Consider the following 25,855-nt stretch of genomic DNA (forward strand, 5'->3'; position numbering starts at 1 on the left):
CCTACACTGATTGCGACATGGTTGGTCATGACCGCGGGATGCACCAGTGGCCCGTCCCAAGCGCCCGCGGAAGCCGTCCAATTGGGCATTCTGATGGCACCTTTGCCGCCCGACGTCACCACGGGCGCTCCATTTGACGCGAATGTGACGGTGACCGGGGTTGCAAAAGTCGTGGCAGCCGATATCGGCCTGCATTTTTCCAGTAACTCGACTAATGATCCAACACATGCCGCGTACGAAATGTCGTGCGAGGAGGCCGGTAACGATTCCAATCAAACGTTCTCTTTCACGTGCACAATTGACGAACCTGGAACTTGGTACTTCCGGGGCTACTTCCAGGGGCCCGCGGACAAAGACCCGATTTGGACCAATGAGTCGACGGTACGTTCACATGGATGGACGGCCATGGGTGAGGTCGTAGTGGGTACGGATGCGGCGTTTCCGCCGTTCGAGCATATCGACTCGGAATCGGGCGCATTCGTTGGTTTCGACATCGACATGATCACGGAGATTGGAAACCGTTCGTCCTTCACGCCAAAATTGGAGAACATCGGATTTGACCCCTTGATTCCTGCCCTTCGTGGCGATAAGATCCGGCTTGCTGTAAGTGCCATTTCGATTCCTGAGACTTTGCCGGACGGGGTTGTATTCTCAACCTCGTACCACGACGCGAAGCAGGCGATGGTGGTTCGTGAATCGGACAAGGACAAATATGATTCCATTTCAGACATGACTGGGAAGACCCTCAGAGTCGGAGTGCAGGCGGGCAGTGCTGGCGTCAGCGCCGCGGTCGCGAACTTCACTGAGGAAGGGACTGCACGTTACGATAGTTATGCTCTCGCCATTGATGCACTAAGGCGGGGAAAAATCGACGCCGTGGTGATTGATGCCCCGCTCTACCAGACTGAAGTTGGTCAGGACTCCGGGTTGACCAAGATATTCGACTTCTCCGTTGGCGATCTCTACGGGATCGCAATGAAAGCGGACGATTTCGCTATTCAGGTACGAATCAACATGGCGCTGAAGGAGATGGAGGCGGACGGCACGCTAACCGCGTTTCGGATCAAGTGGGGTATATGAACGCAAAGGCGCCCGGGCGCATTCTAGGAACCACGTTTCTTACCTCGGAGATGTAGCCAGTTCCAAAGCGTCAACGCGGCGATGCTCGAGTAAGGTGACCACGCCGCCCCCAGTTTCACGATCCGTTTCGCTGCCCTTGTGCGCGAGACCTTGTAGGCCTTCGAGACGGCTATTTGAAGGCCAAGGTCCTCATGGGCGACGATGTCCTGCCTGCCTAGATGGAAGATGAGGTACATCTTCGCGGTCCAGACGCCGATGCCCTTGACGCGCGTCAGTTCCTCGATGACATCGTCGTCGGATTTTCTGGAAAGTCCGTCGAGCTGGATCTCCCCCGTCGCCGCCTTCGTCGCAAGATCCGTGAGGTACTTGAGCTTCTGCGGCGAGGTCCCGGCCGCCTTCAACCGTGTAGGGCCCGCGCGCAAAATGCCTTCTGGCGTGATCTTGCCGCCGCACGCATCGGCGACTCGGGCCCTGATGGTCCTACCGGCCGCGACACTCACCTGTTGATGTATGATTGAGGAGGCGAGGACGCCGAACGGGTCGTCAAGTTCGATGGCCCTGGCCGGCAGTGGATGCCTTTTCGAGATCGCGGCGAGGGTCTTGTCGGTCTTTCCAAAGTGACGGCGCGCCTTCGGATAGAGCGGCGCCAGCGGGTCCTCAGGGGACTTTGGGACGCGGCTAGCCAAAAATGAAACCCACGCCGGTCGCCGCGTCGTCTTCCTCGTCCTTGATCTTCTGCCTGATCTCGTCGGCCTTCGGGTGCTTTCGGCCGAACTTGAGGATGAGTTCCTCCGCGTGCTTGATGCCGGCGTCGCTTCCCTCGATAAGGACGAGCGTCGTGTCTTCCGTGAAGCCCATCGCTTTCGCCTCGCGCTCCACGATCGATTGACGGGAGACGGTGTCGTCCGCGAGGACGGCTTTGAGTTTGTCGATGTCGGGTTTTCCTATTTCGAAGACCGCGAAGGCCATGCAATTACCAGCAGGCGGGACACTCTTCCTCCACTTAACTCTTAGCCTGGGAGCTTGCCGAGGATGAAGGGCGCGGCCATCATGGAAGGGGCCGAGAAGATGCGTTCCGGTGGCCCATCATCGGCGACCTGGCCCATGGTGAGGACGATGACGCGCTCGGCCATCCGGCGCACCTGATGATGGTCATGGGACGAGGCGATGATAGTCGCCCGGTGCGTCTTGGCGAACCCAAGCGCAGCTTTCTCAAGGATCGCCGCGTTCGGAGGGTCGAGGTTCGCCGTGAACTCGTCAAGCACTAGAAGGCGCGGGTCGTAGACGATTGCTCGCGCAAAGGCGACGCGCTGCCCCTCGCCGCCGGAAAGCGTCCGTGCCTTGCGGTCCTCGAATCCCGCGAGCCCGACGAGCTCAAGCGCCCGCGCGACCCTTTGGCGTCTTTCATAACGGTCGATGCCTCGAAGCGCCAGGCCATATCCCACGTTGTCGGCCACGGTCCCCGAAAAGAGCGCGGGCCGCTGGAAGACGGCCGCCGCTTGAAGGCGGATCTCGTCGTCCATGCGGCCGTCGAGCCGGACGCTTCCGCGTTCGGCGGAAAGAAGCCCAAGGATGCCTTTGAGAAGCGTGGTCTTTCCCGCGCCCGATGGGCCGATGACGGAAACGACCTCGCCGGACGGGATCGCCAAGTCGACGTCGTTCACGCCGCCCGCTCCTTTGAACGTGCGCGTGAAGCCGTTGGTCTCGACCTTCACCCTTCCGCCTCCGAGGCGAACGTGACGATTGCCGCGATGACGAGCGCCAGCCCCATGAGGATGCCGCCCAAAAGAAGCGCGAGGTCGAAGTTACCGCGTTGCGTTTCGAGGACGATGGTCGTCGTGAGGTTACGTGTCTGGTGGCGGATGTTGCCGCCGACCATTATGACGGCACCGACCTCGGAGATGGATTGACCGAAAGCCACCATGATGGACGCGAGTATCCCATAGCGGGCTTCCCTGACGACCGTCATAAGGTAGGCGTTGCCACGCGCGCCGAGACTCTTCGCCGTCTCAAGAAGCTCAGCGTCGACGGAGCGGACGGCGGACGCGGTTATCCCGACGACGAGTGGCATTGCAAGGATGAATTGGGCGATGACCATCGCCGCCGGAGTGAAAAGCAGGCCAAACGCTCCGACCGGGCCATTGCGCGAGAGCGCAAGGTACACGATTAGGCCGATCGCGACGGGGGGAAGCGCATAGAGCGCGTTCGTGAACGCTTTGAGGACGCGCGCCGAGACCGACCGGTTGAGGCCGATCCAAAGGCCGAGCGGTACCCCGGCAAGGCCCGCGAGAAGGGTCGCGGTCCCCGAGACGCCAAGCGAGAGGAGGACGATATCGAGCGTCTCTGCGTCAAGCAAGGACTGCGCCCGCCTCGGGCGTGAAAAGCATTCGCCCCGCTACCTTGTACGCCCCGATGAGCGATTGCCCGCGTGAAGAGGTGAGCCATTCGGCGAACGCCCACGCCGCCTTCTCGTTGACGCCAGGGTGCTTCGTTTCGTTCACGGGCATCACCGAGTAGTGGTTGTCGAGCGGCGGGTCGTTTCTCACAAGGATCTCAAGCGCCAGGTCGCCTTGGTACGCGTAGAACGTCGCGTCGTCCGAGAGGACGTAGGCACCAACCTCGGCGGCGATCCTAAGCGTTGCCCCCATCCCTTGCCCCGTCGACCGGTACCAAGTGTTCTCATCGACGTCCACATCGGTCGTGTAGTTGAAACCCGCGAGGCTCCAGAGAAGTTTCTCACGAGCGTGAGTTCCCGAGTCGTCGCCGCGCGAGGCAAAGGGCGCTTTCGCAGCGTGGATGCGCGCGAAGGCATCGGAGGCGTTCGTTGCGTGGGCGAGGCCGGCCGGATCGGCCTCGGGGCCTAGGACGAGGAATTCGTTACGCATCACGGCGAGCCTCGTAGAACCATGGCCATCCGCCACGAACCTCGCCTCGGCCGCAGGGTCGTGCACGAGGAGGACGTCTGCGTTTCCGAGTCTCCCATCTGCCACCGCCTGGCCCGAGCCCACTGCGTGCCAACGCATGAGAAGGCCGGTCTCGTCCACGACGAACGGGGACAGGTAGTCCAAGAGGCCGGTGTTGTCGACGCTCGTAGTCGTGGACATCCTGAGTTGCTCGGGCGCGGTCGCGTCGCCGGGCAGAGCGCCAAGGCAGCCCGGGAAGACGATGACGCTTCCGAGGAGGATGGCCAGGGGGGCGCGATCCATGCACGACGATATGCTGCCCTGAGCATAACGGTTTCCGGCCCGGGGGAACGCAGTCCGAGGGAGGACCTCTTTGCGGCCCCGTCATCCACGCGAGCACGGGAAAACCCTTATCTCGCGGCCCGCTCTCCCGACGCCATATGACGATGCACGACCTTGGCGGGAAGTACTGGCTCTCGCAGGACACCGAGTTCAGTCTGGGCGACAAGCGAGCGCGGCTTCTCCTCGCGATCGAAGAGACGGGATCGCTTGCCAAGGCCGTGAAGAAGTTGAAGATGTCCTACCGGCACGCGTGGGGCATGCTCAAAGCGCTCGAGGACAGCCTTTCGTCGCCGCTCATACAATCATTGACCGGTGGCACGCGAGGCGGCCGCACCGCCCTGACCCCGTTCGGGAAGCGCCTTCTCAAGAACTACGTGATGAAGACGGAGGCCTTGAGGCAGGTCGCGAACGACGATTCGTATTGGGAGGACGTCGCGTTGAAGCTTTCGGCGAGGAATTCGCTCGCCGCCCGCGTCGAGACGATGGTCCTCGACGGTAACACTGCGAAGATCACGCTTTCGGTCTCTAGACCTACGCGGTTGACGAGTCTCATCACGCGTGAAGCGGCGGAGGAACTTGGTCTCAAGAAAGGAAGCCGCGTGAAGGCGATCGTCAAGTCGACCGAAGTGCTCATCGGTGTCGAAAAGTCGCGAGCGCGAAAGGCACGACGGCGCTCGACTACCGGATCGGCCGCGCGAGCAAAGGCGTCGAGGAACTAGTCGGGACCCCGCTCTGAGTGCTTGTTGCAGTCGACGTCGTAACCGTCGATGCCGTGCCCGTCGTCGCCGCAGATTTGACGGTTCCCGTCGCGTTCCCAGTCGCGTTTCCTGTTTGGTCGCCTGTGACGTTCCCCGCGGCGTTTTCCACAGAGTCGACACCGTCAAGCGCTATCTCCTCGGCCGTATCCACGAGGGCGAGTGTCGTCTCCAGTATCTGGTCGATCGGTGAGGGCGTGGAGTTTCCCGGTCCCGTTGTATCCGTCACATTCGACGTAGTGTCTTTCACGGGGTCAAGAGGTGGGGACCCGGTCTCGTTGCCTACGTCCGTTTCGTTGATCGCGCCCGAGGTGTCTTCGACGGTATCCGCGGCGTCGTCGGCCGCGCCGGACGTGCCGTTCACGGCGGCGGTCCCGTTCCCAACGGTCGATGTCGCGTTGTCGATCGCGCCGGTCGCGTTGACGGGCACGACTGGTTGGTCCGTCTGGTTCGTGGTGTTCCCACCGGTCGTCGTGTTCCCGCCCGTCTGGTTGTTTGTCGCCTTTGACTGGTTTCCCTGTCCGCCGGTCGAGTCTTGTGGGCCCGTCTTGTTGGTGGTGGCGCCGCCCGTCCCGTTCGTCGGACCGGTCCCGCTTGTGGTGCCCGCGCTTTGAGCGGTCTTTGCGGTGACGTCCATGGTCTTGAGGAATACGGGGACGAAGACATAGCCGCCGGCAGACCCTGTGAGGGATCTCGCGAGGTCCAGGACGACGACCTTGGATTGGGCCTTTCCGGGTGAGGAGGCGATATCAACGGCTACCTGCGCGGGGGCGCCATCAACGGTGATCTTCGTGGTGATGCCGGCCTTGACGCCAGCGACGCCTGTGAAAGTTATCGAGAGGCTCGAGTATGCCTCCGCCGGGACCTGGGCGCTCGCGATGAGGGCGGCCGCATTCTTCTTATGGAGCGCAAGGAGGTCGGCGCTTCTTGCCCCCTTGAAGATGGTGATAGCCTCCCCGCCGTCTACCGGTTGGAGATCCAACCTGCCGATCGTCACAATCACGCCGTCGAACTGGTCCGTGATGTCGTCGGCGATGTAGAACTGGACCACTTGCCTTTCGCCCTCGCTCGGACCGGTTCCTGGGTCCTGCGAGCCGGATGTGTCGCTTGGATCCGAATCGAGCGCGCTCTGGGCCGGATGGGCGCCGTCCGCATCGGGTCCGTCCCCGTTCGGCGTCGCGTCGACCGTGTCGACGATGCCGTCGGCGTCGCTGTCGGCCGATGAGCTCAAGGCCTTGGCGATCACGGGTTCGAACGCGTACAGGCCATCGCGTATCTTGATGGAGGCCGGAAGGTCGAAGCCGACGAGGATGTCGGCCCTGTATTCGGCGAGGGTCACGGCGATCGCGAATTCCACCGCCCGGTAAGGAAGGAGGAAGTCGATGACGCTTCCCGCGCGCGTGCCCTCGACGGAAGCGATACCGAGGATCATCGAAGAATATTCGGCTTTCTTAGCCTCGAATTCGCCGACGAGGATCTTGGAGAGGCCGCCTTTCACGAAGGTTATCTCGTTCGGTGTCCCATCGAGCTTCACCTTTGTCACGCCGTCCGAGAGCCACGCTCCGGAAAGGCGCATCGTCACGGACTCGAAGTCCACCGTATCCGATGGAAGCATGTGGAGCTGCATCTTACCGGAATCGTCTGTAGCGCCCGCGCCGCCTGAGGATGACGCGTCGCCTTTACCAGGACCCACTTTCTGAAGGACCATTACTCCGAGGGCGGCCACGCCGAGGAGGGAAACGACGCCGATCACCGCGAAGACCGCCACGTTCTCCCGAGAGCGCCGTGGAGACGGGGGCGTCGCAGGGCTTCGCGGTGGGGGATTCGAGGAAGCCGACCCGCCTCCGGTAGCGCCTTGGTCCACGGGGGCCTCTCCCTGCGGCGGAGGCGTCCACGTCGACGTGCCCCTCGCAAGGGCGAATGGATCTTTGCTCTTCGCGGCCCCGCCTGCATCCGGAGCGTCCGCGACGTCAGTATCCACGGTTACACCAGCCCGAGTTCTCCAGCGCCACTAACCTCTGCGGCAGGTTGGTTTAAACCCTTATGGGAACGCTTAACTATGGGGCTTCGAGCGCACTTGACGGGGTTTACGGATTGCATGGGTCTTGACGAAAGCACACGTTTCCTCGCCAAGGTAGCGGAGCGCGTCGTTTACGAGGACCGGTTCCCGCGGATACGTAGAGTGGCCGGTTTCGACCTTGCCTTCGCTGGCGAACAAGCGATCGGCGCGTGCGTGGTCGTCGACGCCGGATTGCTGGACGTCGTCGACACCGCGACTTGTGTGGACCGAGTCGCCGCGCCGTACATCCCCGGTCACCTCTACCTTCGCGAATTGCCCGTGGTGAAGCGGCTCTACCGCTCGCTCAAACGGAAACCGGATCTTCTGATGCTGGATGGACACGGCGTCCTCCATCCGGCCCGTGCCGGACTTGCAAGTTGCGCAGGCGTAGTGCTCCGGCGCCCCTCCGTCGGCGTGGCGAAGTCGCTTCTCGTCGGAACGCCCGATAAGAAGGATCTTGAACCGGGCGAATGGACGCCGGTGCGCGTCGGTGGCGAGACACTGGGAGCGGCGGTACGGTCGATGCGTCGGGCCAAGCGACCGGTCTATGTTTCGACGGGGCACAGGGTCTCGCTCCAAACCGCGATCCGCTTCGTGCGACGGTCGTCGGTCTATAGGGTGCCCGAGCCGACGCGACTCGCCGACATGCTCGCGGCCGAGGAAAAAGCGCGCCTCACGGCGTGAGTCTTGTGCCCGGTCCAGATAAGATGCGCTGTGGTCCTGGTCTTTGCCAAGGCGATGATGACAGGTGTTTTCACCTTGGTCAAAGAAGATTCAGGAGATCCGACTTGGAGACGAGGCCGATGAGCCGTCCGCGCTCCACCACGAGCACCGCCGACGAATCCTCGAGCATCCCGTAGACCTCGTCGGCGGACGCGTCCGGGCCCACCATGGGAAACGGAGCGCCCATGATGTCGCCGACGAGCGCTTTCGAGAGCTCCTCCGCGCTTTTGCGCTCCGAAAGAAGGTGCACGATGGTCCTCTCGCTCAAGGATCCCACGGGGAAGCCCTTCGAGACGACGGGAAGCTGCGAGAATCCCTTCTCGCGCATGAGTTGGATGGCGCCGTGCACGGTGTCCGTGGAGCGGACGCTATGCACCGGATGCGTCATCACGTCCTTCAGTTTCACTTCACGCCGTTCCGCGTCCCGCAGCGCCTTGATGATGGACCTCATCGTCGAAAGGCGAGGGTCGACGCTCCCGCGCTCTATCCTGGCTATCAGGGGTTGGCTCACGCCCGCGGCGCGCGCCACCTGTGCTTGCGTGAGGCCGAGGCGCAAGCGCCACCTTTTCAACTCTTCCAGGTCCGGAATCTCAAGAGCCAACGAAATTACCAGGGGTTATTCGGATAAAAAGCTATGCCGGACGCAGCGGGCCCGATCCGCGAGCGCATTCTTGAAAACGGGAGAGTCGCGCATGCCCGCCGGAAAGCCATCAACTCTTAAATGCGAGTTGGACGTTTGACCGCCGTTGAGCTCCTCCGGACCACGCCAGAAATTTTTCGTCGGAGTGGCATGGCCGTACGCCAACGGGCCGTTGCACCTTGGCCACATCGCCGGAAGCCTCCTGCCGCCCGACATATTCGCGCGCTACCAACGATTGAGGGGTAACGACGTCCTGATGGTGAGCGGCTCCGACATGCATGGGACCCCCATCACGGTCGCCGCCGAGAAAGCGGGCGTCGCGCCGGAGGCGCTCGCGGAGGAGAACCACAAGAAGCATGTGGCGGCGTTGACGGCGCTCGACATCCATTTCGACCTCTTCACGAGCACTGCGACCGAAAACCATCGTGCCGTCGTGCACGAGCTCTTCAACACGCTGCGCTCCAATGGCCTCATCGAGCTCAAGCCAATGCGGGCGGCCTACGACCCCGTCGCGAAGCGTTTCCTCCCTGACCGCTACGTCGAGGGCGAGTGCCCCCATTGCCATTTCAAGGACGCCCGGGGCGACCAATGCGACAGCTGCGGCCGCACACTCGACCCCCAGGAACTCATCGAGCCGCGCTCCAAGATATCGAAGGCCCAACCGGAGTATCGCGACACGGAACATTTCTTCCTAAGGCTCGACCTCCTGCAAGACGAGCTCAAGAAATGGGTAGGCTCAAGGGAGAACGAGGCGGGTTGGCGACCTTCGGTGATCAATTTCACGGAGCAGTGGTTGAAGGAAGGGTTGAAGCCCCGTGCCATCACGCGTGACCTCACGTACGGCGTACCCATCCCACTTGAGGCCGGGGCGTATCCAGAAAAACGGATCTACGTCTGGTTCGAGGCCGTGATAGGATACCTGAGCGCTGCGATCGAGTGGGCACGGTCTAGCGGCAGACCGGACGCGTGGAAGGACTTCTGGGCGGCGAACGATTCGAAAGCGTACTATTTCCTCGGGAAGGACAACATCCCGTTCCACACGATAATCTGGCCCGGGATGCTCCTAGGATACAACCGTAAGCCCGGGAAGTTCGGAAGGCTGGACCTGCCGTGGGACGTGCCAGCCAACGAATTCCTCCAGTTCGCGGGCGCAAAGTTCTCAAAAAGCAGGGGGAACGCCTTCTACGTCCTCGACCTCCTCGGGCACTTCGACGCCGATGCCGTGCGCTACTACCTCATCGCAAACATGCCGGAAAAAGGCGACACGGATTGGACATGGCCCGACTTCGTAGCGAAGGTGAATGACGAACTCGCCGACGTGCTGGGCAATTACGTGAATCGTGTGCTCACAATGAGCCAGGCGAACTTCGGCGGCGCGCCGAACATCGAAGACGAGTTTGACCCCAAGTCCGAAGACGAGGCATTCGTGAAGCTGCGCCTTGAGGCGGCCGCGGCGCGCGTGGAGCGCTGCGAGTTCAAGGACGGCCTGCGCGAGGTCCTCGCAATCGCCCGCTTCGGCAACCAGCGCATGAACGAGCAGGCACCGTGGGCCGCCATGAAACGCGGCGATGTCGGGAAGGAGGAGGCGGGCCGCACCCTGATGTGGCACTTGGGACTGATCAAGACCATCTCCCGCGCGGTCGCGCCGTTCTTGCCGCAGCTTAGCGAAGCCATTTGGCTCCAACTCGGGGAAGCTGTACCAGCGCCCCGGGGGGATTCTGCGGCGGGATTGGCAGAAGACGCAAGATCGCGTCGCTGGCCCGGAGAGCGTCTACACGTGAAGGCCAGCCAAAGGTTCGGCCCCTTGAAGCCGCTCGTGAAAAAACTGGAGTTGAAGTCGGTCCTCGAAGAATTCGAGAACGTGGAGAAGGTGGAGAACAAGATGCAAGAACACACCGCGGCCGCGCCCGCTTTTCCGAAGGTGAAGCTTGAGGAATTCCAGAGGATGGACCTACGCGTCGCGATCGTCAAGGACGTGCGAGACCACCCGAAAGCGGACAAGCTCTACCTAATCAAAGTGGAGATCGGCGGTGGCGAGGTCCGCCAACTCGTCGCCGGACTACGCGGGCACGTGAAACCGGAGGAACTGCTCGGCAAGCAAGTCGTGATCATAGCGAATTTGGAGCATTCGAAGATCCGCGGCGAGGAATCACAAGGGATGATTCTCGCGGCCGAAGACGAGACCGGGCTCGTGGCCCCGTTGATGCCGGCCAAGCCCGTGAAACAAGGAGCAAAGATCCGATAACGTGACCGACTATTCGCTAACGTCGCGGGCGATTCACTAACGTAGCTCACGATTCGCCGACGTGCCGTTCGTCACATCCCGCGCCACAGGGGTCCCATTTTTCAGGCGCGCTTCCACAGGACACTGTGAGGATTCAGGGGGACGTCGACACGTCCTCGATATTGGGGAGAGGCCGCCGTCCGGCAAATCCCCCGGTGAGGCTATGCCACGTCGTTATCTCGTCTTCGCCGGCCTTCCAGCAGAGGTATGCGCCCTCACCGTCGACGAGCGTGTAGAAATCGATGAGGCCCTGACGGATGTCCTTGAGTTCGGCTCCCGTGAACGTGACCTGTTCGATCATGTCCTCGATCTCCGTCTCCAGTTCCTTGGAGCGCGACAGTGCCCTCCAGTACCTGTCGTGGTCAGGGTTCGCCGGCACCTCCAACTCGTCGGCACCGTGGCGATGGAGAAGCATCTTCGCAAGCTCATTGCATTCTTTGAGCTCGTCCACCTTGTCGCGCGCAGATTCAAGTAGCGGCTTGACCCGAGCCACCACTTGGTTCGCCTCGTCAAGAGTGAAGACCCGCATGGGGGGATGTTGGCGCAGCTCTCTCATAAGCTTTGTGCGACTGAGGCTGAACAAGGACGGGCGCGGCAAAAAAATGAAGGGCGAGCCCAAAGGAAAAAGGGAGGGGCGGAGAAAATGCCCCCCTCAAGGCGATCAGTTGTGGGCGACCCTCGCCTCGCCACGGTGCTCATCGTCGTGGCGCGGCGGGAACCGTTCGCCCATCTGCTCATGGTACTCCATATGGCCTTGGTTCGAGTTCGGGAGGTGGAAGCCCATGACGGCGCCGCCTTGGTCGGGTAGTTCCAAGACCAGCTTGTCGCCGTTGATGGTGGCCTTCGCGTCCCTCGACAGCTTGATGAGGCCTACGACGCCGTGGCCGCGGAGGTACACTCCCTCGCCCGTGACGCGCGCGTACACGCCGTCCGCGAGGTCGAGCGTCACGGTGGCAGTCGTCCCGTTGGTCCTGTACCCGAGAAGGTGCAGTGGACCGTCAATCGAGCCGATCGTGACCCCATCGTCCTCCGCCTTGAACGTGGCGTTCTTGATGGCCGGCGAATACGGGCCGGAAACGTTCACTTCCATGGAGTCGAGAACCACCACTCCGCCCGTGCGGTTTGCGCGGCTGAAGTAGACCGTGTAGTCCGAGACCGTGCCCGTAGCTTCGTCGAACCCGAACGCGACGAACTTTCCTGATACGTCGCCGTTCACATAGGCGAAACTTCCCTTCGGCGCGTCCCTTGCAGCGTCAGGGTGAGCGCGTTCGACATCGAAGTCCATGCCACGGAGCTTCGACCGCCCGTTGGCGATCGGCAGCTCGATGCCGGTAGCACCCTCGAGGTCGATGTCCGCCGTGTCGGCGGCGACAAGGCCTACGGGCACCGCGACCCCGGTGGCTAGGGCCAACACAAGGAGTCGGTTCAACTTCCCGGCCTCCATGGGCCTTGGGGCGTTCGCGGGTCATGCATTAGTGGACGCAAGTTCGTCATGTTTTTCACCGAGCACCCTGTTTGACGCCTGGTATCATTGCCGCGCGGAATGAAGCGTCCGGACCCATCGTTCACAACCCTTAAGTACGCGAGCCCGTCCCTTGGTGGAGGAAGCCACTTGAGGCGGTACTCGATGATGATCCTCGGTCGAGAAAGCTTGGTGAGCAGTTCGCCCGCAACGTCGTGAACCAATGCCGATCGCCACCCTCCCGCTTGCAAACGCGTTGTTGAACCTGGCGTCGGCCGCCGTCGCTCTCCTGGTCGCCGCCTTCGCGCGCCGCGCTTTCTCGATGACCGGTGGACGGAACCTCTTCTACACGTCCCTTGGGTTCGGCCTCTTTGCCCTTGCCGAAGCGACGGCCGCCGTAGGCGCCCTGTACGTGCTGTTCAGCGGCGACCCGACTCCCGAGCGCGCCGCTCTTTTCGAACTCTCGCTCGGGACGTTCTACGTCGCGACCACCATTGGCTTTCTCGCTTTGGTGATCGCCCACCTCCCGGCCCGCCGAGAACCCGTCACGGCTACGATCGTGCCCGGTGCCGCGATCGTCATCTCGGGCTTTTTGAACTTCGTCCTCGCCTTCATCGTGGCGTCGTTCGCGTTCGTGAACTACGTGGAGAAGAAATCGCGGAATGCCCTCCTGATGGGCGTCGGGTTCGGCCTGATGCTCGCGGCACAATTGATCTTCCTCATCGACGGCCTGAGCCTCGGACCTCCAGATTTGGTCGCCGATGCAGCTCGCCTCTCGGGTTATGTCGTGATCGCCCTCGTGCTGCGGAGGGTGAAGGCACCGGGATGAGTGCGACATCACCGGAGGCGTCCTCGCCCGCCGAGCCACCGTCCGGTGGCCCGAAACGTCCTGTCGCGGGTCAGCAGCGCTCGAAGGTCCGAATCCTCGTCGACATCATGCGGGCGGTCGCCCAGGATGGCGAAGCGAGACCGACCAGAATCCTCTACGGCGCGAACCTCTCCTCGGACAGGCTGGGGAGATACCTCGACGAGTTGGTTGCGAAGAAGCTGTTGGACAGGAGAGACGGCGATGGGGGGACGCGCTACTCGCTGACGAAGGAGGGGCACGCATTCCTGGCGGAGTTTCGGAGGATCGAGGAGTTCTCAAGCGCGTTTGGGATTGAGTTCTGAGGGTCACGGCCGAATCGGGGGAGTGCCCGCCGAGATTATCGCATGGATTTGCCCGCGAATCCGTCCCACACATTCCGCTCGCGTTCGAGCTACAATAGGCCTTGGAGGCCAAGCCCCGCCAGCTCGGATTGCGTAAACCTTCGTCCGTCCTCGAGGTGGATGTCGAGAATCAGCTTCTTCGCTCCGTTCGTGTCGAGGTCCCCCAATTCCACCAGCATCATTATTGCGTCTACCACGTCGTATACTTCGATGCCGCGCTTCTCGGCCGCCCTAGAGAGGAGGTTCTCGTCCGTGAAAAGATCCAGCCTCTCCTCGGTGCAGATGACCAAGAGTTCCGCGTCGGTTGGACTTAGTCCGACAATCTCGTCCATGACGCGCGCGACGGGGGGCGCTAGAGCCGGACGGTGCAGCGTGATCCACCCGGACCGAATTCCTTCGGCGAATTGGTGCCGGGCGTGGGCAGGTGCCGTGCGCCCCTGTTCACGGCTCACGCGGTCGGTGATCAGGACCGGTTTGAAGCGTTTGAGAAGCGGCAGCGCGCGGGCCGCGCCGAAGCATTGGAGGACATTGTTGTCGAAGAGAGGGATCGGGTTACCAGCCTAACGGAACTTGGAGGCACCTTTCTTGGCACGCTCTCGGCGTTCCGCGGCGGGGGCATCGCGCCCGCTCGTCAAAAGCCCTTCCTCACGTAGGAGCGCGCGTGCTTCGTGCAGAGGAATGTTGGCCACTTCGGCGAATCTACTCACCGTGGCTTCCCCGTGCTTGTAGAGGTAGAGCGCGACCTCGCGCTTCCTCGCCGACGAAAGGCCCTGAAGGAAGGCGTCGAAGGCCGCGCGGCCGACCTCGCTCTGGTTGCCGTAGTAACCGCACGCGACCAGCGCGCGAGTGAGACTCTCCTGGGGGGGCGTGAGGTGGATCGTGGCCATGATTCACTATGAGGCATAGTGAGGCATAAAGGTTTCGGCCGGTGCGTCGGTGGGCAAGGACGAGTTCGAACCGAGGGCAATCGGGAAGTAGGCACCGTCGTGGAAAGCGAAGGTGGACTGACACGGATTCGTACGCGCCCGCCGAGATTCGAACTCCGATCTGAAGGGCGGACGCGTTTTTTCTGGGCCATGGAAGTTGCCTGCCCGGGCCGTGGAACCTGGTAATTGCAGCGCCCGGCACCCGATCCCCGTTCCGAAACCATAATATTCCACCACTACTTTACAATGGTGAAGTATTATCATGCCGCAAGGCCCAACTGTCACCGTTGAGAAGGTCCGAGGCCTTGCCCGAAGTGCCCGCGTCACCAGGGACCCGAACTACCATGCCCATCAGCATTTCGTCAAGTTCGAGACCATCTTGGACGTGCTCGCGTGGTGCTTTCGGGTCGAGAAAGACAAACGCCCCGAACACGCAAACGGGTTCGTCTCGTGGGGGCGCCTCGCGTCGGGGGCCACCTACCGAGTGGACTTCAACATCGGAACCGACGCGAAAGGCGAGACCATCCTCGTGGTGACCGCCATGGAAGTGACAAAGTGAAAAAGGAGACGGTAAAGGACGCCGACTACGGCGAAATCGAATTGCCAGCGCCCCCGCGCCAGGCGGATTTCGACCGCGTATCGAGGGACATCCGCGAGAAGCTCGAAGCGACGCGCCTCTGGCCCATAGGAAGCGTCACCGCGTGCCCGAAGTGCGACCGGAAATCGTTCGTCGGTCGCGAGGATCTGTCGTACCTCGTATCTCGACCGGGTCGCGTCCTTGTCTTTCGCCACCTTCAGGGGGCCCGATGCACGGCATGCGGGACTGAATGTCTCGAACCCAAGGAATGGGTCGCGATAGAAGGCGAAGCGGGACTACCCATGCTCGCCGACTACGAAGCTAAGGTATCAAGGATCGGCAGCGGAACGTTGGGCACCTACTGGCCGCGCGACGTAGTTCGACTGCTCGAACTCGACCCGTCGCTGAAGGCGTTCATACAGGTGCTCGACAAGAGGACGGCGCTTGTGAGATTCGGGGAGCCGGGAAACGAGGGAAAACCCAAGAGGAAGGTAAAGGCGGGAACGTGATGCGTGGAACGCACTTTGCGGTTTTCCAGGTCATGGTTGCGAGCAGTCTCCTCTTGGTCGGAGGGTGCACTTCTGACACTGGTCCCAGATACGTGCTTCACCTAGGTGATGTGGTTCACGAATTCGGGCCGGACAAGGAGTTGACGCTTAGGTGGATCTTCGCGACCATCGAAAACATCGATGTGCGCGTGACGAGTCTAACCATTACTTATTGGTCTTTCTACCCAAGCATACCCCGCTCATTGCAGTACGCCCCCAAGGTGATCTCGATCTTCGAGGTGCTACCAGCGCACACTTGGAAGGCCATGAACTATACCGGCATGGTACCCCGTGAACACGGGGACAATGGGTTCCTTGTGAAGTACGAAATCCAATTTGACTATGGTTGGGATGGCCACATAACGAGTGGAGGCACTCTGTTCGAGAGCACGTGTTTTGACGAGCATGGGAACGTCGTCGACCAGACCCCGCAGCCGGTCCAGATCAACTGCAGCGAAGTCTACTCCGTGGGGGGAAGTCACAAATATTGGCACCCGAGCGACGAGCGTTGGCAGCCCGTCCTACAAGAGTGCTGCAATTACACTTCTACGAGCTCGCAGCCGTGAAGGATGACGGCCTTTGGATTTCCCGGGGGATGTGCTCCCGAGCGTGGTTCGGGCGCGTCCGCATACATGCAAACGCGCCGTAGGGAACATACGGGCTCGCCGCGCTTCTTCGGGGACTCGCTGGCGCTCGTCCCCTTGAATCCGGTCGGAAGAGATTATGGGGACCCGCCCGGATTCGACACGGATGACTCGCTGCGCTCGTCATCCTATCTCATCGCGCCTCGCCCGTCCCTATTGGGACTGTTGGAGAGGGACGGGCTCGCCGCGATTCGAACGCGGGTCTCCGGGTTCGAAGCCCAGCAGGATATCCTGGCTACCCCACGAGCCCAGCGACGGCGCAAGCCGTCGATGGCGCAGGCGGCCACCGTGGTGGCCGCCGCGCGGCGGAAACGTGTTTTCCGCCTGCGCAGGTGACGAGCCCGAAGGGCGAGTCACCTAGCGCCCGAGGCCACGCCGTCGCGTGGCCGAGGTTGGGACGAAGTTTGTCTCATCCAGTACCGTAGCCTTCGTGATCGCGACGGCGAACAGCGGCGCTGATACCGCCGGTCAACCCACCTGCCGTTATAAGTCCTTTCCAATTGGGAGCCGAAGGATTATCAGCGCCCGGGCAGTTGGGCGCCTTCGTGTCCGTCCTTTCCGATGCCGATATCCTTGAGGCGCTAAAGTCCGGCGAGTTGGCGATCGATCCTTGGAACGACAAGCACCTTACTCCGAATGGGATCGACCTCACGATCGCTGAGGTATTAGTCCCTGGCCACAATGGCGGGCTTCCCGTGAAAACCGGCGACGCCGTCGTCCCCGCCATGAAGCGTTTCCTCGTGGGCACGCGCGAGTACCTGAAGCACGGTCCAACCGTGTGTTCGCAACTTTGGATCCGGTCGAGTTACGCTCGTAAAGGGGTCCTCGCGTCGTTTGGCAAGGTGGAGGCAGGGTTCGAGGGCACGCTCACGATCGGGGCCTTCAATTCGGCCTCCGAGTCACTTCGCATCCCCATCGGCGACCGTTTCTGCCAGATCGCGTTCGAACGGCTCACGAGTCCGCCGTTGAAGATGTACAAGGAGCGCTCCGGGAACTACCAGGGACAGCGCGGGATAACGCTTGCCAAAGAGTAACCCCTGCCTCTCGCACGGTTGTTCGAAGTGTTGTTACGACACGGAGATGCCGCTCCTTGAATTGGACGTCGCGCGTCTCCATGCGGCGGGGCATGCGCCTGAGACCTTCGTCGAACGCGTAGGAAACGCGATCCAACTCCGGAACACCGACGGCCATTGCGTCTTCCTCGTAGGCGGCCGTTGTTCGGTCTACGAGATCAGGCCTGAGGGGTGCCGGCTCTATCCGCTCGTGATGATCGACGGGGAGCCTGGCCTTGACGATTGCTGCCCATACTGGAACGAGTTCGGGGATTTCCTTCGCCGGGCCCCGGAATTGATGCGAGTGGTAGAGACTCTCAACCTTGAGGCGTCGCGGCGCTCGAACGGGAAAACCTAGCGATCAACCGCGCTCCGGCGTCTGTCTTCGCATACTTCAGGCTCACCCAGGCGCAGACGACGCCCCAGATGGCGCCTCCAATCACGTCGGTCGGGTAGTGGGCTCCCGCGTAGATGCGGGAAAGCGATATCACCGTGGCAAAGGCTGCCGCACCGATGACCCATTTCCGGTCTACTTTCTCGAGGGCGAGGATGGTCGCAAACGCGAACGCACGGACAGCATGGCCCGAGGGGAAAGACGGGAGACCATCCGTCGGAGCGACGAGACGGACGTCCATGATGTCGGGCGGTCGGGGCCGGTTCACCATGAATTTCATTGCGACGGTCGAGAGGTCCGCAAGGACGAGAGACAGGGCGAGGAGCAGCGCGAGCCGCTTGTGGCCGCGCCAATAGAGTATCCCGGCGGCGGCGTAGTACGTGAAAGGGAACCCGGCGTAGTTGAGGAAGACCGCGAGGCCGTCGAGCACGGGATTCGCCAGCCCTTGGTTGAAAAGGACGATGATGTCTTCCTCGATGCCCACGATGCCGCGCTACTCGCTCATCGGAGTTATATTTGCCGCAAGATTCTAGGCGTTCTCGCTGCACGAAGCCTTCCCTTTTAATAACATGGGCTCCTAGGAAGGATGGGGACGTGTCGATGGACGAGGTCACGGCAAACGTTTCAGTTTTCCTGGCGGTCCTGACGTTGGCCTTGGCCGGGCTTCTATGCGTCGTCTCGGCCATCTCGTACCGGCGACTCGCATCCCCGAGACTGCTCTATGTGACCGCCGCGTTCCTGGTGCTCGTGGTGAAGGGAGGCTACGCCCTGTACCAGGTGGCCGTCCTGCAAGTGGCGGACGTGCCGGGAAGTGTCCTTGACCTTGCGGTCATCGCGCTTCTCTACCTATCAGTCGCAAAGAGGTGAAGTCTGCCCGAACCACCGGCAGAGGTGCTGGAACTCGAGACGCGCCGTCGCATATACGAGCACGTCACTAAGTTCCCGGGCACCCATATGCGGGAGATCCAACGGGCGCTCGCTTTGCCCGTCGGCACCCTCGAATACCATTTGCATTACATGACGAAGCTCGAAATACTGGTGGCCCGGGCGGACGAGAGGTACACGCGTTATTTCGTCGCGGGTGCCCAAGGGAGGCGCGAGAAGGACATCCTGTCGGTGCTTCGCCAGAAGATCCCGCGGCAGGTCGCAACGCATCTTCTGCTCAACCCCGATTCGACCCATGGGAGCATTTTGAAAGTGGTTGGCGTGAGCCCCTCGACGCTGTCTTTTCATCTGAAGAAAATGATGACCGCGGGCATCATCTCGCGGCGGGAGGATGGGCGCGAGAACCGCTACACCGTCGCTGAAGCCGACCTCGTGGCAAAGACACTGATCGTCTATCGAGAGAGTTTTGTCGACGACGTCGTGGATCGCTTCGCCGAAGCCTGGCTGTCCCTTGAACCGAATCCACCGGTCGCGGTTGCCGAAGCGCCGGAGACGGACGGGGTCCCGGAGCCAAGGGACGTCTCGGACACCAGGGAATCGCCCACCGGTAGGGAGGTTCACTGATCCGTGGTTTCGAAGATCGGCGTCGACGCCAGGGGGCGACGACGGAGCCACCGTCTCCTATTCGCCGCACCCCGGGCGACCCGGTGGCGAACGGTCAAAGCTTAACAAGGTTTCGATGCGTGTACCGCATTGTATTTAAGTGCAGGTATGCGAACAGGAGTCCCGAGAGTATGCCCCTGTCCCCCGTTAAGCGATGGTTCTTGGTTAGTCTGATTTTCGCGATGTTGACCGTTCCTTTCCTGCAGCCCGTCCTTGCGGATGGTGAAAAATCCGGGGACGACGATTCTTCCGGTTCGGGTTCTTCCGGCCGGGATGAAGGGGAATCCAGGTCGTCCGAAGGGCGCGCCGACGGCCGCTCCGAGGAGGACGAGGAGACGGATCGCGAGATCGCCGAGGCCGCCCGCGATCACGCCGAGGAACGGAAGAACTTCACCGAGGAGCAGCGTCTCGAGCGCCAGAACGTATCGGCAGAGTTGAACGCGAGCCGCGACGCATGTAAGGACGAGGGGGCTTCCGACGAGGAGATTCGGACGTGCGAAGAGCTCAATCGCGAGGCCAGGGAGACGTTTCTGCGGGCACAGCGGGACGAGCGCCGCGCGTTCGAAGAACAACTTCGGGAAGAGTTCAAGGAGATTCTCGAACGCGTCGCCGACCAGCCTCATGAACGCGTCGGTCATTTCAATTTCTCCGGCAACGAGGTCACGGGGCGATACATCACTTTCTCCATGGATCTGCAGAATGCGACCATCTCGACACTCACGGTCTCGAGTCAACTCCTGCTCGATGGGGTCGCGGTGAGCCGCGCCGGCGAGTTCGAGGGTATCAAGGTCGAAGGCGCGGATTTCAGGCTTGAATGGGAAAACGCCGCGATAAGGGTCCACGACAACCCGGCGATCGCTTTGAGAGTGGACCTCGAGGACGACGCGCAAGGCATTATCGACTTCGCGGACTATCTCAACGTGACGAGAGACGAGGGTGCCTTCCGGGCGACGGACGGCGAGAACCTGACCGCGACGTTACGCGCCGCCGGGAACGTCTCGGCGGACGGCGCAGTGTATTTCGACGACGGCGCCAAGCTCGTCGCACACTCCGACCAGCAGCTTCTCAAGGGCGCAGGCGAGGCGAACCGTCCCGATATCGAGGACGCGAAGACCAAGGGCAGGGTCGGCGCCGAGATCACCATCCTCAAGGCGCGTGGCATCGTGGTGGATTCCGTCGTCCTCGACGACGTGACCATCAATTTCTCAAGCGCCAACGACACGTTGAGGTTCGTGACCGCTGCGCAAGGCATCTCGGGAAAGGTCTTCGTCATAAACGTCGACCGGGCGCTTCTACGCGCAGACGAACTCGTCCTCCGCTTCTACGACGAGGTCGGGGGGACGTGGAGCGAGGTTCCCATAATAGAAGCGCAGGGGGGCCTCGTGGACGTCCTCGACGCGACGGACGACAGCACGCCCGAGTATTGGATCGTCAAGGGCGACGACGGTTGGCAAGTCCTCGTGAGCGTCAACCATTGGAGCGTCCACGCGTTCACCATCGAATCCATGTCCGTCCAGTCCGTGGTCGAGGTCGTCGCGACGAACCCGAGCATCGTCGTGGGGCTTGCCGCCGGCGTCTTGGTGTCGGCCGCGGCAGCGTTCAACCTCTTCAGGCCGCGGCGCCCGTAAAGACCGTTTTGGGCGACGTACAAGGAAGCGGCCCCTTCGGCCCTTCCCGGGGTTATCAGCTTCGGGACGACGTGTCTCTCAAGATGACGGGTTTTGGTGTTTTGCCCCTCATATCCACTTGTAGCGCGCGGATCGACCCCTCGGGCATCCTTCGACGTTTGCCACACAACGCACGAATAGTCTCCGGGCGTCGTCTCGTGCGGTGATGACATGTCGGCAAAGAGGGGAATCGTCGTTGGCATGGTGATCGTGGTCTTCGCGGCCGGGGCCGCCGCGGCGCCCGCGGGCGTCGGAGTTCCGACTAGCGACCTTACGCCCCGCGTGGAACCGGCAGAAGACCCGGGCCTGCTGCCGCGTAACGACGGCCTGCCGTCGGCCATCGAAGAGGCGGTCCTTCCCGAGGGGCCCGCTGCGGACACCCATCCCGCGTCGACCACGCCGGTGTCGCCGCCTGACACGGACACCCGGCCGATCGACGACGTTTCGACCGCATCGCAGGCCAAGCCGTCGAAGGACATCGGGCGCCAATTGGTGCGCGTGCCTTCGGTGATAGCGTTGATCGTCGAAAAGGTGGAGGCGGCGCTTCTCGCGCCGTTCGTGGCCCTCGCGGACTCCGTCGCCGTCGTCGTTGACAGCCCGTCGCAGATGGCGGCGGCGCTTCGCTTCACCGCTTAGGATGATCGGGGAGCTGGCCCCTGCCCGACCCGGCCCCAGCCAGAAGCCTCACTCCCGATGGGAGTCCCCAGCCAGCTCCCCTTGCTTTTCCTTACCCAGGTTTTGCAGCCCGTTTGCGTCTTTCGCCGCGATGTGTCCGGCCCCCCCGGTCGCGGGCGCTCCCCTCTACCGGTCGGACGTCCATGGAGAAGTCGCACGCGCGGACACTATGCGTCAAGGCGCCAAGCGAGACGCGATCCGCGTACCGTGCCCTCGTTGCGACATTTTGAAGGGTGATCCCGCCCGAGACCTCGATTCTCACCTTCGGGAATGCTTTCTTCAGTCGTCGGGCAACGGAGGCGCCCATGGCCGGTCCCATGTTGTCGAGCAGGATCCACTCCGCGCCCGCGCCGGCCGCCTCCATCGCCTCGTCGAGGTCACGCGCCTCCGCTTCAACGTTCGATCCAGGGTGGCGCCTTTTGGCGCGTCGCACGGCCACCCCTATGCCGCCAGCGATGTCCGCGTGGTTCTCCTTGACGAGTATCGCGGCGGAAAGGTCGAAGCGATGGCTTTTTCCGCCGCCCAGTTCGACGGCCCTTTTCTCGAACCACCGAAAGCCCGGCGTGGTCTTACGTGTGGCCGCGACCTCCACATGCGGGTTCGCGGCGCGCACCTTCGCGACCGCTTTCCTCGTCGCAGTTGCTATCCCGCTCATCCGCATCACGATGTTGAGGGCCAGTCGTTCGCATAGGAGGAGTGCTGCCGCGTCTCCCGTCGCTTCGAGCACCTTCGTGCCTGGGGACACGCGGCTACCGTCACGGACCGTCCTTTTGACGCGGCATCGGCGCAGCCGGAAAAGCGCCGCGGCCTCTTCCAGGCCGGCCACGACACACGCTTCGTTCGCCCGTAGGGCGGCCTGCGCGGCTGTACGCCCCAAGACGGCCTTGGTCGTGACGTCCCCGCGGGGGGCGTCTTCCTCAAGGAAACGTCGGAGGTCCCGTAAGACGCGGCTCCCGTCGCGTTTCGTCACGATTGGCCAAAGCGGGGCGCCGATATCAAGTATCCCAAGCCGCGCCCGCGGTGCGTGAGGAGGGGTTTTCCGTCATCCCTTCGGCCACATTTCGAGGTACGTCCGAGAAGCCTCATAACCGGCGAGAGGGGCTGTAGCGGCGGGATACGGATGAAAATACTGAGCGCGATGCTAATGACGCTTTTGATGGCGCTGGCGGCCTTTGCCCCGTTGGGCGCCCCCAAGCCATCGGCGAGCGAGGCGACCGACAAGTTGGTCCTCTCCAACGAATCCATCACGGTCCACTTCCAGGGCAAGAAGCCCATGATGGACGTGTATGCGACGGGAAACGAGTCGCGCGGGTTCAAGATCTTCCTCCAACGATTGGTGGAACTCGCACCGGGCGACACGCAAGGCGGCCAGGACGTCGCTTCCTTGAACCTTGTCGCTGCCCGTAACTGGACAATCACGGACACGGAGGACGCCGACGGGGTGCACGTGACCTTCAAGATCGTTGCACCTGTGGAGACGAAGGCCGCCGGTCGGGACCAGATCCCGATGCCGCCGGAGGCCGACAACCTGACGGGAAACCTCACGGGGAACGTTTCCGTCCAATCCGGCGAGAACGCGTCGGTATCCATCGTGTTCCACATCTACACGGTCCCGAAGACCGTTGTGCTCGGCAACGAGACGTTCGAGGTGCAGACCCACGAAGTCAAGTTCGACCTCCTAGTGGAGAAATGGCCGTGGAGCGTCAGGACGGACGTTTTGGGGCTCGAATTCATCGTCGCCCAACGCGGCGGTGGAAATGCCTCAAGCGGAACGAATGCGAGCCTCGGCGATTCCCACGTGAACGTCACGGAATCGAACGCCACAGGCAACGCCACAACGATCGGGTGGCTCCGCTGGGCGGACACCGCAAGCGCCTCCACCGGCGGCAACGTCACGAACGTCACCGTAAGGGCCGTGAAGCCGGGCGGAATGCAGGGCGGCGCCCAAAGCGGCTCCAAGTACTGGCTCGTGTACGAAGCGCCCGGATTCGACAACCTCACGCACGACCCCTCCATAGGCGTCGTCCCAGAATCGGTCGCGGGCTCGCTTCCCCCATTGGGGACGCCAGGCCCGGGCCTCATCCCACTCGTGACCGTCGGGGCCTTGGCCGCCATAGCCGTGCGCCATCGGCAAAGGAGACCATAGGCCCTGACGTCACGAAACAAGCGCGCGCCGGCGGCAGCGGCCTCGTTGGAGCCTCCTCTCCTTCTGCCGCCGGCGCCTCTTTGTCCTCCCATCCGAGATGGTCGCGCCGTAGGACGGGGCGCAAAGCGAAGGAAGTGGGATAGGCCCGCTTGCGTCTTGCGCCTTCAAGGGCGCCTCGCCAATCCACGGGCAAACGGTTAAGGAGAACCTTCCACCTCACAAGGCCCGTGCGCATACTCGTGCTCGGATGCGGTGCCATAGGGGCGATGCTCGCCCGGGAAGCATCGAAGCTTCCCGCCATCCAGGCCATTTGGCTGTTCGATCAAGAACCGAAGCGGGCCGGCGGACTTGCCGAGACGCTTCCCAAGACGCGAGAGGCGAAGATATTCAAGGAGGCCCTGCGCGAGGTCGACCTCGTCGTGGAAGCTGCCTCGCAGGAGGCCGTCGCCGCCTACGGGCCGACGGTCATCGGTTCCGGCAAGGACATGATGATCCTTTCCGTCGGCGCCCTTGCCGACGCGAAACTGGAATCGACCCTCAACGCCCTGTCCGCGACATGCGGTGGTCGCCTTTACATCCCGTCCGGGGCCCTCGCTGGGCTCGATGCTCTGAAATCCGCAAGTGTCGGCGAGCTGCGGGAGGTGCATCTTCGGACGCGCAAACCGCCCGCTTCGTTAGGCCTGACCGGCGTCGAAGCCGCCAAAGTGATCTATACAGGGACCGCGCGGGAGGCCGTCAAGAAGTACCCGAAGAACGTGAACGTCGCAGCGGCGCTATCCCTCGCCGGCATCGGCTTCGACCGGACACAGGTCTCCATCATCGCCGACCCAGCGGTGCGGCGAAACACGCACGTGATTACCGTCGAGGGCGATTTTGGGAGGATGGAACTCACAATAGAGAACGAGCCGCACCCCGGCAACCCCAGGACGAGCAAGTTGGCCGCGTACAGCGCCATCGCCCTGTTGAGGCAGCTTGCCGGGGGAAAGCGCGTCGGGACGTGAGGCGCGCAATTTTCATCGCGTAGGGACGAGCGTCGCAAGAGCGCTTCAAAGGCAAGATGGGCGCGGGGGGGACGGGTCCGCCGCTGGCCTCCGTTCAGGCGCTCAATTCCAACATCCTGTCGATGCACCGCTTTGCCCTTACGCGCACGTCGTCTGCGACCTCGATCGTCTGCTCCGGTTCCGGCGCTTCGAGCGCCTTCGCCACAGCCCGGAGATCCGTCATCTTCATGTACGGGCAGAGTCCGCACCCTCCGATGAACTCCTTCTCCGGGACCTCGACTCGCATGCGGTCCGAGAGGCCGCATTCGGTGACCAAGAGAAACTCCTGTGCCGCACTCTCTTTCACGTAGCGTATCATGTCGCCCGTGCCGCCGGTCATGTCGGCGTTGGCGACGACATCGGGCGGCGACTCGGTGTGGACGAGGATTTTCACGTCGGGGTGGGCCTCACGGTGCGCCTTCATCGCCTCGCCGGTGAAGCGTTCGTGGACGATGCACGTGCCGTTCCAGGGGATTATCTCCTTGCCGGTGTCTGGCGCGAGGTTCGCGGCCATGTACTTGTCGGGGAGGAAAACGATTCTTCTCTGCGGCAGGCGTGTGATCACCTTGACGGCGTTCGCCGACGTGACGCACGCGTCGCACTCCGCCTTGACTTCGGCCGTGGTGTTGATGTAGCAGACGAAGGCCGCGTCGGGGTATTGCTGGCGCAGCGCCCGCACGTCGGCCCCCGTGATCGAATCGGCGAGCGAGCAGCCGGCGCCAGGCGCAGGAAGGAGCACCGTCTTCGTGGGGTTGAGTATCTTCGCTGTCTCAGCCATGAACCGCACGCCGCAGAAGACGATGATGTCCGCGTCCGTCTTCGCGGCGTACTTCGAAAGGCCGAGCGAATCGTCGGTGTAGTCCGCCACACCATAGATGATGTCCGGGGTCTGATATGAGTGCGCGACTATCACGGCGTTCTTCTCGCGCTTCAAGGCATTGATCCTTAGCGTGAGCGGCGCGATCATCCGGCACTCCGGCTCGCCCCAGCCGACGTTGCCCATCTTCGCGTATAGGCGGCCCGCCTCGGCGGCGACCTGTTCGCTTGTGGCTGCGGTCATCTCCACTGAATATTCAATGCCGTCGCGTATTTAACCGTTCATCTGTGGAAGTACCGATTCAGCGCCTTGCCATCGTCCGTTTCCACCTTCCGGTTTATTAGGCAGCCTCGCTTTCCCACGC

The 25,855-nt window shown here is 62.4% G+C and carries 31 protein-coding genes and 1 tRNA gene; 17 read left to right on the forward strand and 15 right to left on the reverse strand.

Annotated features, from left to right (window positions below; translation table 11 throughout):
* Positions 1–81: 81 nt before the first annotated feature.
* Positions 82–1,080 (forward strand): transporter substrate-binding domain-containing protein, encoded by a 999-nt coding sequence (locus tag HY556_04915; protein ID MBI4393127.1) that lies wholly within the window; start codon positions 82–84, stop codon positions 1,078–1,080.
* 23 nt (positions 1,081–1,103) lie between these two features.
* Here HY556_04915 and HY556_04920 read toward each other — a convergent pair whose 3' ends face one another.
* From HY556_04920 to HY556_04940, 5 genes are read right to left on the reverse strand one after another with little or no spacing between them, the layout of a single operon-like run.
* On the reverse strand, positions 1,104–1,766 hold the full coding sequence (locus HY556_04920; GenBank protein MBI4393128.1) for a DNA-3-methyladenine glycosylase 2 family protein: 663 nt from the start codon (positions 1,764–1,766) through the stop codon (positions 1,104–1,106).
* The gene (locus tag HY556_04925; protein MBI4393129.1) at positions 1,759–2,049 is read right to left on the reverse strand and encodes a hypothetical protein; all 291 of its coding nucleotides are present in this window, start codon (positions 2,047–2,049) and stop codon (positions 1,759–1,761) included. The genes HY556_04920 and HY556_04925 overlap by 8 nt, the downstream gene beginning before the upstream one ends.
* 41 nt (positions 2,050–2,090) lie before the next feature.
* Positions 2,091–2,795: an ATP-binding cassette domain-containing protein gene (locus HY556_04930; protein MBI4393130.1), complete on the reverse strand. Its 705-nt coding sequence runs from the start codon at positions 2,793–2,795 to the stop codon at positions 2,091–2,093.
* The gene (locus tag HY556_04935; protein ID MBI4393131.1) at positions 2,792–3,436 is read right to left on the reverse strand and encodes an ABC transporter permease; all 645 of its coding nucleotides are present in this window, start codon (positions 3,434–3,436) and stop codon (positions 2,792–2,794) included. The genes HY556_04930 and HY556_04935 overlap by 4 nt, the downstream gene beginning before the upstream one ends.
* Complete coding sequence (locus HY556_04940) at positions 3,429–4,286, reverse strand: substrate-binding domain-containing protein (protein ID MBI4393132.1); 858 nt, start codon at positions 4,284–4,286, stop codon at positions 3,429–3,431. The genes HY556_04935 and HY556_04940 overlap by 8 nt, the downstream gene beginning before the upstream one ends.
* A gap of 137 nt (positions 4,287–4,423) precedes the next feature.
* Here HY556_04940 and HY556_04945 point away from each other — a divergent pair, with 137 nt between their 5' ends.
* Positions 4,424–5,044: a LysR family transcriptional regulator gene (locus HY556_04945; GenBank protein ID MBI4393133.1), complete on the forward strand. Its 621-nt coding sequence runs from the start codon at positions 4,424–4,426 to the stop codon at positions 5,042–5,044.
* On the opposite strand, the gene HY556_04950 is transcribed toward HY556_04945, so the two are convergent.
* Positions 5,004–7,061, reverse strand: coding sequence for a DUF4382 domain-containing protein (locus HY556_04950; protein ID MBI4393134.1), 2,058 nt, complete (start codon positions 7,059–7,061; stop codon positions 5,004–5,006). The genes HY556_04945 and HY556_04950 overlap by 41 nt on opposite strands.
* 117 nt (positions 7,062–7,178) lie before the next feature.
* On the opposite strand from HY556_04950, the gene HY556_04955 reads away from it, so the two are divergent.
* Positions 7,179–7,823 carry an endonuclease V gene (locus HY556_04955; protein ID MBI4393135.1) on the forward strand — a complete coding sequence of 215 codons (645 nt, stop codon included), beginning with the start codon at positions 7,179–7,181 and terminating at the stop codon, positions 7,821–7,823.
* 79 nt (positions 7,824–7,902) lie between these two features.
* On the opposite strand, the gene HY556_04960 is transcribed toward HY556_04955, so the two are convergent.
* Positions 7,903–8,463, reverse strand: coding sequence for a CBS domain-containing protein (locus HY556_04960; GenBank protein ID MBI4393136.1), 561 nt, complete (start codon positions 8,461–8,463; stop codon positions 7,903–7,905).
* Positions 8,464–8,608: 145 nt separating this feature from the next.
* Here HY556_04960 and metG point away from each other — a divergent pair, with 145 nt between their 5' ends.
* Positions 8,609–10,747: a methionine--tRNA ligase gene (metG, locus tag HY556_04965; GenBank protein ID MBI4393137.1), complete on the forward strand. Its 2,139-nt coding sequence runs from the start codon at positions 8,609–8,611 to the stop codon at positions 10,745–10,747.
* Between the two features lie 133 nt (positions 10,748–10,880).
* Here the strand turns inward: metG and HY556_04970 are convergent, their stop codons facing one another.
* Together HY556_04970 and HY556_04975 are read right to left on the reverse strand one after the other, a co-directional pair.
* Positions 10,881–11,315, reverse strand: a complete 435-nt coding sequence (locus HY556_04970) for a DUF2203 domain-containing protein (protein ID MBI4393138.1) — start codon at positions 11,313–11,315, stop codon at positions 10,881–10,883.
* A 132-nt stretch (positions 11,316–11,447) separates the two neighbouring features.
* Complete coding sequence (locus HY556_04975; GenBank protein ID MBI4393139.1) at positions 11,448–12,215, reverse strand: hypothetical protein; 768 nt, start codon at positions 12,213–12,215, stop codon at positions 11,448–11,450.
* Between the two features lie 256 nt (positions 12,216–12,471).
* Between HY556_04975 and HY556_04980 the strand changes: the two genes are divergently transcribed.
* Positions 12,472–13,077 carry a hypothetical protein gene (locus tag HY556_04980; GenBank protein MBI4393140.1) on the forward strand — a complete coding sequence of 202 codons (606 nt, stop codon included), beginning with the start codon at positions 12,472–12,474 and terminating at the stop codon, positions 13,075–13,077.
* On the forward strand, positions 13,074–13,418 hold the full coding sequence (locus tag HY556_04985; protein MBI4393141.1) for a hypothetical protein: 345 nt from the start codon (positions 13,074–13,076) through the stop codon (positions 13,416–13,418). Before HY556_04980 ends, HY556_04985 begins: the two co-directional genes overlap by 4 nt.
* An 89-nt stretch (positions 13,419–13,507) precedes the next feature.
* On the opposite strand, the gene HY556_04990 is transcribed toward HY556_04985, so the two are convergent.
* Entirely contained in the window at positions 13,508–13,909 is a 402-nt protein-coding gene (locus HY556_04990; GenBank protein ID MBI4393142.1) for a hypothetical protein, read from the reverse strand.
* Positions 13,910–14,017: 108 nt separating this feature from the next.
* Positions 14,018–14,344, reverse strand: coding sequence for a hypothetical protein (locus HY556_04995; protein MBI4393143.1), 327 nt, complete (start codon positions 14,342–14,344; stop codon positions 14,018–14,020).
* A 301-nt stretch (positions 14,345–14,645) separates the two neighbouring features.
* Between HY556_04995 and HY556_05000 the strand changes: the two genes are divergently transcribed.
* Genes HY556_05000 through HY556_05010 form a run of 3 tightly spaced genes read left to right on the forward strand, consistent with a single transcriptional unit; the run spans position 14,646 to position 16,074 of the window.
* Positions 14,646–14,942: a hypothetical protein gene (locus tag HY556_05000; protein MBI4393144.1), complete on the forward strand. Its 297-nt coding sequence runs from the start codon at positions 14,646–14,648 to the stop codon at positions 14,940–14,942.
* Positions 14,939–15,469 carry a hypothetical protein gene (locus tag HY556_05005; protein MBI4393145.1) on the forward strand — a complete coding sequence of 177 codons (531 nt, stop codon included), beginning with the start codon at positions 14,939–14,941 and terminating at the stop codon, positions 15,467–15,469. Before HY556_05000 ends, HY556_05005 begins: the two co-directional genes overlap by 4 nt.
* A 32-nt stretch (positions 15,470–15,501) precedes the next feature.
* Positions 15,502–16,074 (forward strand): hypothetical protein, encoded by a 573-nt coding sequence (locus tag HY556_05010; GenBank protein ID MBI4393146.1) that lies wholly within the window; start codon positions 15,502–15,504, stop codon positions 16,072–16,074.
* 254 nt (positions 16,075–16,328) lie between these two features.
* On the opposite strand, the gene HY556_05015 is transcribed toward HY556_05010, so the two are convergent.
* A tRNA-Arg gene (locus tag HY556_05015) sits at positions 16,329–16,402 on the reverse strand.
* Positions 16,403–16,697: 295 nt separating this feature from the next.
* Between HY556_05015 and dcd the strand changes: the two genes are divergently transcribed.
* Together dcd and HY556_05025 are read left to right on the forward strand one after the other, a co-directional pair.
* Positions 16,698–17,186, forward strand: a complete 489-nt coding sequence (dcd, locus tag HY556_05020) for a dCTP deaminase (protein ID MBI4393147.1) — start codon at positions 16,698–16,700, stop codon at positions 17,184–17,186.
* A complete protein-coding gene (locus HY556_05025) occupies positions 17,173–17,562 on the forward strand; it encodes a YkgJ family cysteine cluster protein (protein ID MBI4393148.1) in 390 nt (129 codons plus the stop codon). The genes dcd and HY556_05025 overlap by 14 nt, the downstream gene beginning before the upstream one ends.
* On the opposite strand, the gene HY556_05030 is transcribed toward HY556_05025, so the two are convergent.
* A complete protein-coding gene (locus tag HY556_05030) occupies positions 17,522–18,082 on the reverse strand; it encodes a phosphatase PAP2 family protein (GenBank protein ID MBI4393149.1) in 561 nt (186 codons plus the stop codon). The genes HY556_05025 and HY556_05030 overlap by 41 nt on opposite strands.
* Before the next feature lie 110 nt (positions 18,083–18,192).
* On the opposite strand from HY556_05030, the gene HY556_05035 reads away from it, so the two are divergent.
* The 4 genes from HY556_05035 (at position 18,193) to HY556_05050 (ending at position 21,449) form a co-directional block, all read left to right on the forward strand.
* Positions 18,193–18,465: a hypothetical protein gene (locus HY556_05035; protein ID MBI4393150.1), complete on the forward strand. Its 273-nt coding sequence runs from the start codon at positions 18,193–18,195 to the stop codon at positions 18,463–18,465.
* Between the two features lie 24 nt (positions 18,466–18,489).
* Complete coding sequence (locus HY556_05040; protein ID MBI4393151.1) at positions 18,490–19,107, forward strand: winged helix-turn-helix transcriptional regulator; 618 nt, start codon at positions 18,490–18,492, stop codon at positions 19,105–19,107.
* Between the two features lie 221 nt (positions 19,108–19,328).
* Positions 19,329–20,774, forward strand: a complete 1,446-nt coding sequence (locus HY556_05045; protein ID MBI4393152.1) for a hypothetical protein — start codon at positions 19,329–19,331, stop codon at positions 20,772–20,774.
* Between the two features lie 210 nt (positions 20,775–20,984).
* Entirely contained in the window at positions 20,985–21,449 is a 465-nt protein-coding gene (locus HY556_05050; GenBank protein ID MBI4393153.1) for a hypothetical protein, read from the forward strand.
* Positions 21,450–21,540: 91 nt separating this feature from the next.
* Here HY556_05050 and nadC read toward each other — a convergent pair whose 3' ends face one another.
* Positions 21,541–22,458 (reverse strand): carboxylating nicotinate-nucleotide diphosphorylase, encoded by a 918-nt coding sequence (nadC, locus tag HY556_05055; protein ID MBI4393154.1) that lies wholly within the window; start codon positions 22,456–22,458, stop codon positions 21,541–21,543.
* A gap of 150 nt (positions 22,459–22,608) precedes the next feature.
* Between nadC and HY556_05060 the strand changes: the two genes are divergently transcribed.
* Both HY556_05060 and nadX read left to right on the forward strand, forming a co-directional pair.
* Positions 22,609–23,634: a hypothetical protein gene (locus tag HY556_05060; GenBank protein MBI4393155.1), complete on the forward strand. Its 1,026-nt coding sequence runs from the start codon at positions 22,609–22,611 to the stop codon at positions 23,632–23,634.
* A 227-nt stretch (positions 23,635–23,861) separates the two neighbouring features.
* Positions 23,862–24,635 carry an aspartate dehydrogenase gene (gene nadX / locus HY556_05065; GenBank protein MBI4393156.1) on the forward strand — a complete coding sequence of 258 codons (774 nt, stop codon included), beginning with the start codon at positions 23,862–23,864 and terminating at the stop codon, positions 24,633–24,635.
* A gap of 94 nt (positions 24,636–24,729) precedes the next feature.
* On the opposite strand, the gene nadA is transcribed toward nadX, so the two are convergent.
* Positions 24,730–25,734: a quinolinate synthase NadA gene (nadA, locus tag HY556_05070; protein MBI4393157.1), complete on the reverse strand. Its 1,005-nt coding sequence runs from the start codon at positions 25,732–25,734 to the stop codon at positions 24,730–24,732.
* Positions 25,735–25,855: the final 121 nt, after the last annotated feature.

The sequence above is a fragment of the Euryarchaeota archaeon genome, assembly GCA_016207515.1.
In the GTDB taxonomy this organism is placed as follows: Archaea; Thermoplasmatota; SW-10-69-26; order JACQPN01; family JACQPN01; genus JACQPN01.